The organism is Methanosarcina horonobensis HB-1 = JCM 15518 (genome assembly GCF_000970285.1).
GTDB lineage: Archaea > Halobacteriota > Methanosarcinia > Methanosarcinales > Methanosarcinaceae > Methanosarcina > Methanosarcina horonobensis.
The window spans coordinates 4,674,325-4,687,921 of the sequence record NZ_CP009516.1 but is presented as its reverse complement, the minus strand read 5'-3'; the positions used below and the strand labels follow the sequence as shown (position 1 = coordinate 4,687,921).

Annotated in this window: 16 protein-coding genes; 4 read left to right on the top strand and 12 right to left on the bottom strand. The window is 43.2% G+C overall.

Translation table 11 applies throughout. From position 1 onward, the window contains the following. Positions 1 to 1,302, top strand: coding sequence for a formylmethanofuran dehydrogenase subunit B (locus tag MSHOH_RS20365; RefSeq protein WP_048142443.1), 1,302 nt, complete (start codon positions 1 to 3; stop codon positions 1,300 to 1,302). 410 nt (positions 1,303 to 1,712) lie between these two features. Next, positions 1,713 to 2,018 carry a PKD domain-containing protein gene (locus MSHOH_RS20360; protein WP_048142441.1) on the top strand — a complete coding sequence of 102 codons (306 nt, stop codon included), beginning with the start codon at positions 1,713 to 1,715 and terminating at the stop codon, positions 2,016 to 2,018. A gap of 275 nt (positions 2,019 to 2,293) precedes the next feature. On the opposite strand, the gene MSHOH_RS20355 is transcribed toward MSHOH_RS20360, so the two are convergent. Further along, entirely contained in the window at positions 2,294 to 3,040 is a 747-nt protein-coding gene (locus MSHOH_RS20355; protein WP_048142439.1) for a class I SAM-dependent methyltransferase, read from the bottom strand. Between the two features lie 502 nt (positions 3,041 to 3,542). Here MSHOH_RS20355 and MSHOH_RS20350 point away from each other — a divergent pair. Together MSHOH_RS20350 and MSHOH_RS20345 are read left to right on the top strand one after the other, a co-directional pair. Beyond that, positions 3,543 to 4,292 (top strand): SIMPL domain-containing protein, encoded by a 750-nt coding sequence (locus MSHOH_RS20350; RefSeq protein WP_048142437.1) that lies wholly within the window; start codon positions 3,543 to 3,545, stop codon positions 4,290 to 4,292. 297 nt (positions 4,293 to 4,589) lie between these two features. After that, positions 4,590 to 5,210, top strand: coding sequence for a hypothetical protein (locus MSHOH_RS20345; protein WP_052730950.1), 621 nt, complete (start codon positions 4,590 to 4,592; stop codon positions 5,208 to 5,210). Positions 5,211 to 5,282: 72 nt separating this feature from the next. On the opposite strand, the gene MSHOH_RS20340 is transcribed toward MSHOH_RS20345, so the two are convergent. The 11 genes from MSHOH_RS20340 to MSHOH_RS20290 form a co-directional block, all read right to left on the bottom strand. Continuing rightward, on the bottom strand, positions 5,283 to 6,119 hold the full coding sequence (locus MSHOH_RS20340; RefSeq protein ID WP_048142435.1) for a Rossmann-like domain-containing protein: 837 nt from the start codon (positions 6,117 to 6,119) through the stop codon (positions 5,283 to 5,285). A 27-nt stretch (positions 6,120 to 6,146) separates the two neighbouring features. Continuing rightward, positions 6,147 to 6,938, bottom strand: a complete 792-nt coding sequence (locus tag MSHOH_RS20335) for a beta/alpha barrel domain-containing protein (protein ID WP_048142433.1) — start codon at positions 6,936 to 6,938, stop codon at positions 6,147 to 6,149. A gap of 112 nt (positions 6,939 to 7,050) precedes the next feature. Next, complete coding sequence (locus tag MSHOH_RS20330; RefSeq protein ID WP_048142431.1) at positions 7,051 to 8,112, bottom strand: ATP-binding cassette domain-containing protein; 1,062 nt, start codon at positions 8,110 to 8,112, stop codon at positions 7,051 to 7,053. Then, complete coding sequence (locus MSHOH_RS20325; RefSeq protein WP_048143722.1) at positions 8,109 to 8,906, bottom strand: ABC transporter permease; 798 nt, start codon at positions 8,904 to 8,906, stop codon at positions 8,109 to 8,111. Before MSHOH_RS20325 ends, MSHOH_RS20330 begins: the two co-directional genes overlap by 4 nt. Before the next feature lie 68 nt (positions 8,907 to 8,974). Continuing rightward, complete coding sequence (gene modA / locus MSHOH_RS20320; protein ID WP_048142430.1) at positions 8,975 to 9,793, bottom strand: molybdate ABC transporter substrate-binding protein; 819 nt, start codon at positions 9,791 to 9,793, stop codon at positions 8,975 to 8,977. A gap of 172 nt (positions 9,794 to 9,965) precedes the next feature. Then, positions 9,966 to 10,607 carry an NAD(P)H-dependent oxidoreductase gene (locus tag MSHOH_RS20315; protein ID WP_048143720.1) on the bottom strand — a complete coding sequence of 214 codons (642 nt, stop codon included), beginning with the start codon at positions 10,605 to 10,607 and terminating at the stop codon, positions 9,966 to 9,968. 72 nt (positions 10,608 to 10,679) lie between these two features. Then, positions 10,680 to 11,255: a flavodoxin family protein gene (locus MSHOH_RS20310; protein ID WP_048142428.1), complete on the bottom strand. Its 576-nt coding sequence runs from the start codon at positions 11,253 to 11,255 to the stop codon at positions 10,680 to 10,682. Positions 11,256 to 11,310: 55 nt separating this feature from the next. Further along, positions 11,311 to 11,898 (bottom strand): flavin reductase family protein, encoded by a 588-nt coding sequence (locus MSHOH_RS20305; RefSeq protein WP_048142426.1) that lies wholly within the window; start codon positions 11,896 to 11,898, stop codon positions 11,311 to 11,313. 121 nt (positions 11,899 to 12,019) lie between these two features. Further along, entirely contained in the window at positions 12,020 to 12,310 is a 291-nt protein-coding gene (locus MSHOH_RS20300) for a putative quinol monooxygenase (RefSeq protein WP_052730949.1), read from the bottom strand. A 50-nt stretch (positions 12,311 to 12,360) separates the two neighbouring features. Next, the gene (locus tag MSHOH_RS20295) at positions 12,361 to 12,885 is read right to left on the bottom strand and encodes a nitroreductase family protein (protein WP_048142424.1); all 525 of its coding nucleotides are present in this window, start codon (positions 12,883 to 12,885) and stop codon (positions 12,361 to 12,363) included. A gap of 106 nt (positions 12,886 to 12,991) precedes the next feature. After that, a complete protein-coding gene (locus MSHOH_RS20290) occupies positions 12,992 to 13,549 on the bottom strand; it encodes a flavodoxin family protein (protein WP_048142422.1) in 558 nt (185 codons plus the stop codon). Positions 13,550 to 13,597 lie beyond the last annotated feature (48 nt).

The following is a 13,597-nucleotide window of genomic DNA, read 5'->3' as shown; positions in this document are numbered from 1 at the left end:
ATGATTTACAAAAACATAATCTGTCCGGTCTGTGGGGCGTCCTGTGATGATATCCAGGTTGAGTTCGGGGACGGAAAGATTGAGGCCAGAAATGCATGTAAAATGGGAAATGCCAAGTTCAAGGAGGTTTTAAGTTCCCACCGGCTCAGGCAGCCCCTTATAAAGACTGATGGGAAACTGACTCCTGCAGCCTGGGACGAAGCCCTTGAAAGAGCTGCCGATATCCTTGTTTCGGCAAAGCGACCCCTGCTTTTCATGGGCAGTGAAACCTCCTGCGAGGCTCACGAAATCGGTCTCAAGATCGGAGAATACCTGGGTGCGCTTGTTGACTCCAATGCTACTATCTGCCACGGCCCGACAGCAATGGGAATTCAAGAATCCGGAAAAGTCGGTGCAACCGAAGGGCAGAAGAAAAACAGGGGCGACCTTATAGTTTACTGGGGAACTAACCCTCTCGAATCAATGCCGAGACAGATGTCCAGGTACGGGGTTTTCCCGAGAGGTTACTGGACCAAACGCGGGCGTTTTGACCGTACGGTTATTACTGTGGACCCAAGAAAAACTCCGACTGCCGTAGCTTCCGACCTGCACGTGCAGCTCAAACCCAGCTCTGACTACGAACTGATAAGTGCTCTCCTTACACTTCTCCACGGGAAAACTCCCCACCCGTCAGTGGAAGAGATAACAGGAGTTCCTATCCCGGTCATGGAAGAGATGCTTGATATGATGAAGAACTGCAACTTCGGAGCCATCTCTGTGGGTCTCGGACTTTCTTCATCCATCGGAAAGCACAGGAATGCCGAGATTGCCATGAACTTTGTGAAGGAACTGAACAACTATGCCAAGTTCACTCTCGGAGCTCTCAGAGGCCACTGCAACGTTGCAGGCTTTAATCAGGTTGCTTCCTATATGTACGGTTACCCCTTCGGGCTTGATTTCATGCGCGGACATCCACGTTACAACCCAGGGGAGTATACAACTGTGGACGTGCTGAGGGAAAAAGATGTAGATGCGGCCTTTGTGATGTGCGCTGATCTTGTCTGCCATATCCCTGCGGATTGTGCAGCCTATCTTGCCGAAATTCCAATGGTCTGTCTGGATATCGCTCCCTGCCCGAGCACAGCCGCTTCGGATGTTGTGCTTCCGGGAGTTATTGATGCCATGGAATGTGATGGAACCTTCTACAGGCTCGATGACGTGCCAGTGCACTTCGAACCTTTCACAACCTCGCCCTTTGAGTTTACGAAGAGTAACGAAGATACGTTGAAACAGCTCTTTGAGAAGATCAAAGCAAGGAAGTAAACGATTCAGTTTTTCCCTGCACCAGGGAAGAATAAGCAATGAAAGGAGGGTAACACCTCCTTATGTTTTTAAAAAAAGAAAATGTATGGCATTCATACATTTCAAATCTATTTTTTAACAGTTCTTGGTATTCCGAAAGCGACTTTCTTCTTTCAATATCGATCCAGATTTTTCGGCAGAATTGCAGTCGAAGTAGGCATAAATAAGAATATTTTTAAAAAAATCCTCTTTTTAAGCGAATAAGCATAAATTTAGAAAATTTAAAAATCGATTTCTAATTTATAATTCTTGTTATATTACATTATTTGAATAATAATTCCCTATTGATACAATTTGGAGTCACTTTTACTGGCATGTAAAATTAAGATTTTAAATTGTATCAAATAAAACAAAGTAGGGAGCGTAAATAAATGATGAAATTAACAGTAAAGAAGATACTGGCTGTTTTGCTGGTAGTACTCTTTGTAGCATCAGTGACAGCTGCATCGGTAAACGCAGTCCCAATAGCTCAGGCTTCAATTAAATCTTTTACAGTAAACTTTTCTTCAGAAGGAAGTCAAGGTTCTAAATATTTGTGGGATTTTGGAGACGGAACAACCTCAACCGAGCCGAATCCCATACACACATACAATAAATGTGGGGATTATACGGTACATCTGGAAGTAACGGATTCTGGTGAAGTTACTGATAATAATGAAGTCGATATAAGTTGTTGAAACATAATACGTTAGTTACTCGTTAAGGATTTATTTCCTTCTCACTATTTATTTAGATCCAACTCCTTCAATCAGCATATATGGATGTCATTTCCTTATTCTTATCAGGATGAAAAGATAGAGGGTTTGATGCCGACGATAGGGACTGTGAAAATAGGCTGAAGGAGAACTTTGGACGGTATAGGGTCAGTATATGAAGTAAGGAAGAAATATATTCCTCCTTTTTTTCTGAACTTTAGAAGCTCTTTTAACGATGCTATTCCCTTTTATTTTGATCATTGAGGCTTAGCCTCTGAAATTCGAGATATTATTGCATGATATTTGTATTCATAATACATTGATTGTACGAAAATAGTCTCAAAACCATACTTGTTTGCTACTTTCTTAATTGTACCGGGATTGTGGGCAAACCCGAGAATATCTTTTGGGCGATTGTTCAGGCTTGCCGATAATATAACCTTTAACTCAAAACCGATTTTGCGTAAAATTTTCCAGATATCTGCATCTTCTGAGAACAGTCCTATTTTCCACAATGGATATAAACGAGGGTCCAGTATGTCGAACAATACTATTTTACCCCCGTTATTAAGATAGTTTGATGCATTAAAGACAAAACTATCTATTTCTTTCAATGTCAAATATTGAAGCACCCCAGCTGCGGTTATTCGATCAAAAGAAGATTCCAGTTTATCCCAGACAGTTTTGTCATCAGCCTGGATTAATGATACATTCCCACATTTTCTTTCCCTGACTCTTTTGCTTGCTTCGTCAAGCATGGATGCGGAAAAGTCAACTCCTACAAGCTTTTCATATCCCGGTGCGTAATAAATCAGAAGTTCGCCTGCACCGCATCCGAAGTCAAGTAGTGTTTTGCCCCCATCAAGATGGAATAGTTTTTCCTTAGCCTCCATGGAAATAAATTCTTCAGATGAAGATCTATGGCCACCGTCTCTCCTATTTGCGAAAAACTCTATCCAGAAATCCTTTTGTTTGGAAACGTTTTTTTCGTATCCTCCAAACATATTTTACATACCCCCAGGTCTCGCGTTTTTCTTTATCTATCCCCTATAGTATCCCCAAAATAATCTATTATTTAAGAGCTTATAGAGCTTATTTCATGACTTAAATATATTCTTATTGATTCCCTAATAAAAAAACAATATGTCAATAAATTATATTCAATTCTAAGAATTAATAAGCCTTTATTTTTCTTTTTATTGTTTTGTACTCCCCATTTCTTGCATTTAATCCAAATTAATGAAAAAAGATATCAAATGCCATTATTACACATGGATATAATTTTTAAGAACCTATTTCGGGAGAACTGGGTCCTTTTTTTCATCTTTTAACCCTTTCTCTTTTCATTACTTTATGTATATTTTTCCTTCAATATCATGCGATTATCATAACTGCGGTTGCAGTTGAAGTTTAAGTAATTATTTAATATGTGCGTGTACATCTATGACTTGCTAGAATTAGTTGAATTTCCAGTTAACAAAGCATTGAAAGAGGAGTATGTGAAAAATGCCACAGGAAGATAAAAACGATAAGTTTTATTACAGTATCATTGCGCTATCAATTGTTCTGGTGCTAATGTCGGCATCAATCTACGCTATTTCGCAGAATGGATCCGAAAAGGATGCGGAAAGTACTATTTCCATGAGTGGGTATGCTGAACAGAAAGTTGTCCCTGACACAGCAACATTGAGAATAGGTGTTGTAATTCAGTCTGCAACTGCAAAGGAAGCAGCCGATGAAAATGCAGCCCTTATGAGCGCTGTAATAGCAGAACTGAAAGCAATGGGATTGCAGGACAGGGAGATACAGACATCCTATGTTTCCGTGTACCCGGTATATAATTATGATAAAGAACAAATAATTACAGGCTACTCTGCATCCAACAGCGTGCAGATCACAACCACAAAGCTCAACAACCTTAGTGAGATCATTGACAGGTCCACAGCTGCCGGAGCTAATGAGATAGGAAGTATTTCCTTCTCAGTATCTAATGACATGCAAAAGCAGCTTCGTGAAGACCTGATGAGTGAAGCAGTAGCTGATGCATCATCAAAAGCCGCTACGCTTGCTAAGAGCCTGGGAGTTGAGGTAATTGGTGTACAGACCTCATCTATAAGTGAAAGCAGCGGTTCCAGAGTATATTACGAATACGATATGGCAACAGCAGAAAAAGATATGGGAGCAGGTTCCACTCCTGTTCAGCCAGGCGAGTCTACCGTTTCAATGTCAGTACAGGTCACGTACTACATTGAATAATAAATTGGGCTAAGTAATTTGAACATTGAAGTATATAAATGATCAGGAGTTGCAGATGACGACGTTGTTTGCAACTTCTCAGGTCAATTTTTGACAGTCACAGCCACAGTAAGCAGAAAAAGTATTTTTAAAATATTCTCTTTTTAAGCACGTAACTATAAAACTTATAAAATTTAAAAAGTATTTCATGCTCTGCCAATTTTTTGCATAAGGAAATTATGCAGTTGATTGATTTTGAGATTATTTTATACAATGATGCAAGTTAGAATTCTAAAATAACTAATAAGGTCTGATTAAATGCTCAAAAGAAGGAATATTGGCAAATGGCTGACGCTTATCATTTGTGTTTCTGTTTTTTTGTGCGCTTCCGCAAGTGCAGATGATAACGAATTAAATGACTCCGAATATGATGAAGAGATTCCTGCATTACCTAACTATGGACCGGAGCTTTTCGAAGAAATTAAAAATGATCCAAGATTTATAGCTGCTCGAGGAACAATGCCTGAAATAGGAAAGGAAGAAGAAGAAAAACAAAAATGGATTAATTTACTTACTAACTGTTCTGGTTTTAGTGATCTTCCATTTAAAATAGACCCATATATGCGATCAAATGGTGGCTCTGTAGTGACCTTTGGTTGTAGTGGAATGGGGGGATATTTGTATGTAGAATTCGATAAAAATACTCCGGAAAATATTAATGAGTCAATAATTGATGAAATATATCAAATAATCGAGGATCATTGTGAAAAGGAAGGAATAAATGAAGTACCAGTCGTTTTTATTTGGGGAGAAGTGGCAATTGAAGATCGTGGAGGCGAAAAGGGCGCAGATGGTGAAACAACAACGCGTCAAACACCCGGATTTACTTCAATAATGGTCATTTTAGGGCTTCTATCGTTACTGGTTTTCAAACGCTAATAAGATAAATATGCAAGCTCAATGGTTTCATTACTATATCGGTACTGTCTCTTTCTGCTCGCTCAAGAGGACTTATCCTAGCTTTTTTTTATTTTGGAACGCGATCTTCTCCCCACAGCACTTGTGCAGTTTCTTGGTACCTCCTGCCTCACTGACCACCGTAAGCATTGTCCAGGGATCAATAATTAGGGTTCCCATTATTGCAGTAATTCCTCTCTTAAAAAATGGGGCAGGGTAGAGAGGAGTGCTTGGGCCGAGCAGGACCACTTCCCTTGCTGTACTCCTGAGGGAAAGGAGTTCATCAAAAGTCCGGTTGGCGAGAGTACTTGCGCTAAGGATGATCACATCCGATGCAGGAAGGATTTCTCTGGCTTTTTCCGAGGGCAGGATCCTGGTTTTAGGGGAATCGATTTCGCGTTTTTCAAGGACTGTGAAGTTCCTGGTTATTTTCAGGATTCTCGGGATGAGAGGTCCAAAATAGCCTACCATTGCAACCTTGTCTTCAGGTTTTACAAGGTCAAGGATGTCTGCATTTGAAACTGGGAAGCTTTCAGGCTCCATATCACGGAGCATATGGGAAAGTGCATTTGCTGTTGCAATTCCAACGGCTGCTTCAAGGGGATTTTTTGACAGGGAGAGTTCAAGCAACTTATCCGCAGTTTTACCTTTCAGAAAGCCCGCAAAACCGAGGGCAGGGCAGCAGGAAAACTCGTAGAGGGGGGTGCAGGCAACGCCTCCGTAGTTTTCTGAAAGCAGGACTCCTGTATAGGCGAGCCCTATTCTTACATCCTTTACTTCGATTTCTTCAAGGGCAGGACCCAGATCGTTTTTGAGCGCACTTACGAGGGCGGGCAGGATTCCGCTTTCTTCCTTCTTCCCGATTTCGTGCAGGTTTTTGCTTTCTGACATGCGTCCACCTTTTACTTTTTTCTCAGCTTACAGCCTTTCGATTTTCGTTGTAAAGTCAAGGGGATTTGCGTAATAGGGAGCGCTTATGACGATGATATCGACAAAGGGAGCGTATTCAGGAATCCTTTTTGCCTCAATTCCTCCCACTGCAAGTTCAAGCTTGGGGTTGATCTTCTTAAGTTCGGGTCCCAGTTCCCGCAGTTCTTCCGGAGAAAGGTGGTCAAGGAGCATTATATTCGACATTTCGACATATTTAAATGCTTCTTTCCTTGTCCGGGGTTCGATTTCTATCTTTTTCATAGCCCTGAGTTTTCCCAGTTCTCCGGCAACTTCCAGGTGGTTTTGACTGAGCTGGATGGAGTCGCTGAGGGAGTTCCTGTGGATATCTCCCCCGCCTGCCCGGACAGCTTTAAGCTCAAATATCCTGGATCCCGGATGGGTCTTTCGGCTTGTTGCAATAATAAGATCCGGGTTTGCTTTTCGGCCTGCACTCACCAGAGAGGCTGTTTTTGTGGAAATGGCACACATGAGGGAGAGGAAGGTCTGGGAAACTCTCCAGAGCTTGAACAGGAGTTTGAGATCTCCTTCGGCTTCGAAAATTGCATCTCCGGGCTTGAAGGTCATCCCATCTTCGAGGTAATTCCGGATTTTCAGGCCTTTTCTTTCGTAATATTCTGCCAGCTCTCCAGCGCAGGCACAGGTCCCGTTTTCTCTTGAAACAATCCTCATTTTTCCCCAGCCTTCAAGTCTGAGCAGTTCTGCGCTTTCATCCTGATAGGGGCAATCCTCGTAAAAGTAAAGGTCAAAAAGGTCTATCATGCTTTGCCTCAATAATTCTCTTCATAAATTTCTTTTTCTGTGTTTCTCTTTCCTTTTCCTTTGCTGCCTTTTTTCGTATCAATTTGCCTGTGAATTTATCTTATCTCTGAATTTACCTTATTATCCTGGCATTTGAAGCTTTAAATACAGCATATATTTCCCTGCCCGGTTCGAGCCCGAGCATCTCACATGAAGTCGGTGTAACCACGGCTTTAATTTCTGCACTTCCCATCTTCACCTCGACCACAACAAGGTGTTCCTTTTTGAAAATTCCCGAAATCCTTCCCCTCAAGGTGTTCCGGGCCGAACTTTCCACGGCCTCTCTGGCAAGAATTATCTCTTCCGGGCGGATGGAAACCGTGACATCTTCTCCGGGTTCGGCTGGGTCTGCGGAATAGATTTCCAGGCTTTCGGCATCGAGTACAGCGAGTTTTCCTTCGAGAGCCTTTACCGTTCCTTTGAGCACGTTTGTACCCAGAAATTCAGCCACAAAATCGGGAGATGGCCGCCTGAAGACAGATTCAGGGTCTCCTGCCTGCATAACTTCCCCTTTTCTTATGACTACAACCTTATTTGCCAGGGCCCAGACATCTTCGAAATCATGGGTTACATGCAGGACAGTGGTGCTGTAGTCCGCAATTGCCTTTTTCAGCATCTCCCTGAGTTTTTCCCTTGTTCTCGCATCAAGTGCGCTGAAAGGCTCGTCCAGCAGGAGCAGTTTTGGTCTGGCAATAAGGCTTCTTGCAAGGGATGCCCTTTGCTTTTCTCCTCCGCTCAGGGTATCCGGCTTCCTGTGCAGAAGTTCTTTTATCCCGAGGACTCCGGCAATCTGCGTTACCTCGATTTCTATCTGCTTTTTGTCCCTGAGCTTTTTCCTGAGGGCGTATGCGATATTTTCAAAAATATCCATATGTGGAAAGAGCATGTTGTCCTGGTACACTATGCTGATCTGCCTTTTGTCAGGAGAAAAGGAGGTTATGTCCCTGCCTTCAAGGAAAACTTTTCCTTTCCGGGGTTCGTAAAACCCTATTATGGTTTCAAGCAGGAGAGACTTTCCGCTGCCTGTGGGACCTATCAGCGCCACATAGTCCCCTTTTTCAGCTTTCAGGTATATGCCTTTAAGCTCGAAGCTCCCCACATCAAGGCAGATGTCCCTGACTTCCAGAAAACTCACAGCTTTCCTCCTTCAAACCTTTCAAAGCTAAGGATTGCAAGAAAAGCAATTCCCATAAGTAAAATCCCGCTTGTCACCGCCATTTCCAGATTCCCGTAGGAAATGTTCAGATAGAGGGTTACGGGCAGGACTTCGGTGTGCATGTAAGAGCCTCCGGCAAGTACGAGTACGGCTCCAAAAGCCCCTATGCAGCGGGCAAAGGTAATTATGCTCGAAGCAAAGAGCCCGCTTCTGGCCATGGGAAGGGTTACATGCCTGAAAGTTTCGAATTCTCCGTACCCGAAACTCCTTGAGACCTGTTCGTACCGCGGGTTTATGTCTTCAAAGGTGGAGTAGATAACCCTTACAGCATAAGGAAAAGCAACAAAAAACTGGGCAACTACTATCCCGAGCTTTGTGAAGGTCACCTTTATTCCTGCTGCCTCAAGATAAGGCCCGAGAAAACCGTGCCCGAAAAGGAGCAGGAGGGCAAGGCCCATTACCAGTTCCGGAAAAGCCATCGGAAGCCCAAGCACTGCCTTTATGAGACTTTTTCCCGGAAATGAAAATCGGGAAAGGGCATAGGCTGTCGGGATCGAACAGCACATGACCGAAAGGGTCGAAGCTGATGAGGTCAGCATGGAAAGCTTCATGGAATAGAACATCTCTTCCGAAAGCAGGGCTGAGAGGATTTCCGAGGGTTTAAGGACGAAGAGCAGGACTCCGATTGATAATAACAGTAAAAAGGTAAAGAAGAAGGCAATGCCTATAGTGAGGTTCCTGAACCAGGAATGGTTCGTGTCCGGAGATTTCAAGATGTCTGGATACTTTAAAATATCCAGGGATTTTAAGATGTCCAGAAATCTTAAGATATACCGGGACTTTAGGAATCGCATGGCTCAAAGCCCCATTTTTCCCAGACCTCTTCTGCTTCTTCTCCAGCAATATAAACGTTGAATGCTTCTGCCAGTTCAGGGTCTTCGGTGTATATGGAAACTGCTGTGGGTATGGTCTTTATTTTGTTCTGTTCTTCGGGAATAGGGATAATTTCGAGTTTTCCGCTGGCTTCACTCCAGCTTGCCATATCTTCCCAGATGATTGTCGCATCAACTTCTCCGGATACAACGTAAATGAGAAGCTGGTTTACGGTCGCAGTTTTTACAATTGTGTTATTCTCTACTTCGGGAAGGATTCCCGCCTTTGTGAAGATTGCTTCCGAGACTCTGCCTATTGCAGGTCCGTTTGGGTCACCTAGGGCCAGTTTTACTCTGGGATTTGCCAGGTCTTCAAGCCCGCTTATGTTTGCCGGGTTTTCCTCGGGAACTGCAATTACAGGGACATGCAGGGTCAGGTTTGCCACGCTTTCATTGAAAACGTAATTCTTTTCCATAGCCTGTCCTGTGTAGAAGTAATCCCCCGGGATAAAAACGTCACACTCTTTTGAGGTAAGGATTCCGAAGATTTCGGCACTTCCTCCGTAGCGGACCTCGATATCTGCCCCGGTTTCGTTTTCAAAATTTGCAATCAATTCGTTCATTGGTTTTATCAGCCCGGCGCCGGAACAAACCGTAATCTGCCTCCCGGTAAACTCTTTCTCCTGGTTTTCCGAAACAGGGATGGACGCTCCTTTCTCAGCACACCCTGAGCCAGACAGAACCATTGCAAGTAACATGATAATTATGAATGTGCAGACTTTTTTCATTCAAGAACCTCTTCAGATGGAAGTTAAATGATATGTCTGAACATACATAACGGTTAATAAAGTTTTTTATAATAATATTCTATATAAATATTATTTAAAAGTAGTAGGAGATTCAAGCTGGTTTTCCGGTCCTGAATCTCAAAAAAAAGAAATAAGGCGTTTTCCTCTGTATTTATAGTTCAGAGATTCTCTTTCGATATCTCTCCAGTTCTTCAGTTCCTTTTTCCCGCTTCATGGCACTGGCCTCATAAACTATGAAAGAGGGCAGCACTTTCATTCCCATAAACTCAAAGATGCAGTGAGTTACGGACTCGAGATGTTTATGAATATCCCCATGCGCTCCCCCTTCAGAATACATTTCTTTCGGAGCGCCGGTAGTAAAGGAGAGCATTGCCGATTTTCCTTTGAAAAGTCCGGTGTCGTAGGCACTGTTAGTTACGGGATTAAAGCCAAACCCCGGAGCCAGGACGCGGTCAATCCAGCCTTTCATTATGGCTGGCATGGCTGTAAAGTAAATAGGGAACTGAAATATCAGCAGGTCAGCCCATTTTACTTTTTCCATTTCTTCTTTAATATCCGGTGAAAAAGCCCCTGTTTTTGAGGCTTTGATAGCTTCGAGGAATGGGTTAAAAAAATCCTGGTTTTTTCTTTCAGGAAAGTCCGAAGCCTTCAGGATAGGGTCAAATTCCATTGCATAAAGGTCGGAGAGCTTTGCTTCGTGCCCTTTTTCCTTCAGGGCGGTGAGAGCTGTATTTTTCATGGCAGCGTTAAAGGATTTTGGCTCAGGATGTGCAAGGATGTAAAGTACTTTCATTTTATTCCCCCTTGTTCTATCCATGAAATTCGTTTCCCTGAATAAATAATTAAGGCTGCCTCTTTCGCTAAGTTACTGATGAAGTTTCTTCAAAAGCCAGGCCATGTTCTGGCCCAGAGCCTGCATGGTCCGGATGCCTTCTTCATCTTTTTCGACATCCCCTTCGGCAAGCCCTATCCCTATGTTCCAGTAACTGGATCCTGGAATTATCATCTGGGAAATCGTGAAGAAATGGTTGATGGAATCAAAGACATGGACCGATCCGGCTCTCCTTACCGCAACAACAGCTGCTCCCACTTTGTACCTGAACATTTCGTTATTCGCCTTTGCAACAAAGCCTGCCCTGTCTATAAGGGCTTTGAGCTCGGGAGTCAGGTCTGCAAAATATGTAGGTGAGGCAAGGATTATGCCATCGGCTTCAAGCATTTTTTCAATGCACTCATTGACAATGTCTTTGTCAATTACACATTTTCGGTCCAATTTTTCAAAACATTTTGCACAGGCAATACAGCCGTGTACACTTTTTCCCCCTATCTGCACGACTTCGGTTTCTATTCCTTCTTTTTCAAGTTCGGAAAGGACATGCTTAATTAGAGAAGCTGTATTGCCTTCCTTCCGAGGGCTTCCGTTAAATGCTACGACTTTCATTGCTATCTCTCCTACTACTTATTGCCTGTTTTTTCAAGTTCTTTCTCTTGAGTGGTTAATTCTTTTCAATTTCTTTTTTGCCAATCAGGTTTTTACCTGTTTTCCAGGCTTCTCTCCCATAATCTCCCACGGTCCAGTAGCTGTTATCAGGCATGGTAAGGAGCAGTGACTCCATCTTTTTAATATCGGGCTTTCCCTGTGTCAGGTACTGCTCTTCCGAATAAGCAGCAACGATTTCTCCCACAAAAAAGAAGTTTGTCGGAAACTCCAGAGTTTCAATAAGCCTGCACTCGAGGTTCAGTGTACATTCTTTGATCATGGGAGCGGTTTCGAGCTCTCCGTAGAATACTTCGAACAGACCTGATTTGTCAACCTTTTCCCCGGAAACAAGCCCGCAGTAGTCAGTTTTTTTCACCATTTCGGAGTGAGGGAAATTCACGCTGAAACTTCTGTTCTCCATAATACCCTCTGGTGTATAATGGGATTTGTGAACTCCCACTCCAAGCATTGGCGGGTTTGCATTTACACGACTGACCCAGCCCAGAGCCATGAAATTGGCTTTTCCTTTCAAGTTTGCCCCGAGGAGGGTCACAGGCATTGGGTAGACGAATACATTGTTATCTATCTTGATTTTCTCTGCCATAGCTACTTATCCCCAACCCTCTTACGCATTAATGCCTCTATGTTAATTCGTGTATACCGAGTTTGACGGAAAATCTTCAAAAAACGAATGAGAGCACAGTTTGAGGACTGAAATTTATACGTCACAGCTTTTTTCTGCATATGCTTATTTCAGTTTCTTTTTCAAGGCACTCTGAAAGCAAAGGGAATATCTCTCTAAAATGATTGGATTTTAAGTGTTCATCCAGGCTGCTTTCATCTTTCCACTCTTCTAACATTGTCAGGGCCTCCGGATTCTCCAGTTCCTGATATACCCCATATTCTATGCAGCCTTCTTCTTTTAATGTCTCTTCAACAAGGTTTTTGCACAAACCCATAAATTCCTGAACTTTTTCAGGTTTGACCTGGTTTTTTGCAACGACTCTTATTGTCAATAAATCACCAGCCTGTAAATAGTCCTGATTCTCTACTGGTACTTACAGTATCATTCTTTCCTCTGACCGTACCTGTTATGGTATACTTTATCTTCCCTGTACCTGTCCTGAGGTCCGGGTTTTTCGGCAGGGTAGCCAACAGGCACAAGCGCGAGAGGAAATACGTAGTCCGGCAGTCCAAAAGTTTTCCTGAAACCTTTGATTCTGTCTGTCATGGGAAAAATCCCTGTCCAGACGGCTCCTAGCCCGGCATCATGAGCTGTGAGCAGGAGGTTCTGAACGGCTGCAGAGCAGTCCTGTACCCAATATCCAGGCGCTTTTTCCTGGGTCGTATCCCCGCAGACCAGGATTGCAAGAGGAGCCTCCCGGCACATGCCGGCATAAGGGCTGAATGTAGGAATCTCATCCAGAAGTTTTCTGTCATCAATTACAATGAAGACCCAGGGCTGGGCATTAACCGCGGACGGAGCACTCATTGCAGCTCTGAGCAGTTCAGTAACAAGCTCTCTTGGAATCGGTCTGTCAGTGTATTTTCGAATGCTTCGGCGAGTGTGGATTGCTTCAAGAGTTTCCAATTCAGCTTCCTCCTGTTCATTCCTGAAAGATCAGGGTGAGAAAACCTCTCTCAAAGTTTCTCTCACCCGATTTATTTTCTCCTTTTTGATTTCTTTCTCGGGTTTTTTATTTAAACAGGTTAAGACCTGTGTTTTTCGCTTTTTCCATAAGTTCGGAATCGCTCTTTACTTCTCCGGGGGCGTGGTATCCAACTCCTACTATCGTATCCTTTACATCCATGTGCATGAAGTTTGAGATCTGCCCTGCGAATTCCTCATAGACTCCTTTGAAAGCTGTAGCTTCAGGGGCTCCCTGTGTTCCTATAATCACAGCTTTTTTCCCTGCAGGGAGGCGGGAAGAGAAATCAGCATTTATAAGGGAATAGCAGCGGTCAAGGAATAGCCGCATCTGGCCTGTAAACTGACCAAAGTATATCGGAGAACCAAATACAACGCCATCAGCTGCTGCAAGTTCATCGAATAATTCCATAAGGTCGTCTTCAAGTTTGCATTTGTCATTGGCTTTACAGTAGTTGCAGCCCTGGCAGCCTCTGTAGTTCATCTCATTGAGGAAGAAGTTCCGGGTCTCAGCACCTGCTTCTGCTGCGCCTTCGAGGACCTGCTGGACGAGGATATTTGTATTTCCGTTCTTTCGGGGACTTCCAACAATACCTATGACTTTCATTTTGTTTACACCTTTTATCTGTTGATTTGAGCTTTTTTTAGCAATACA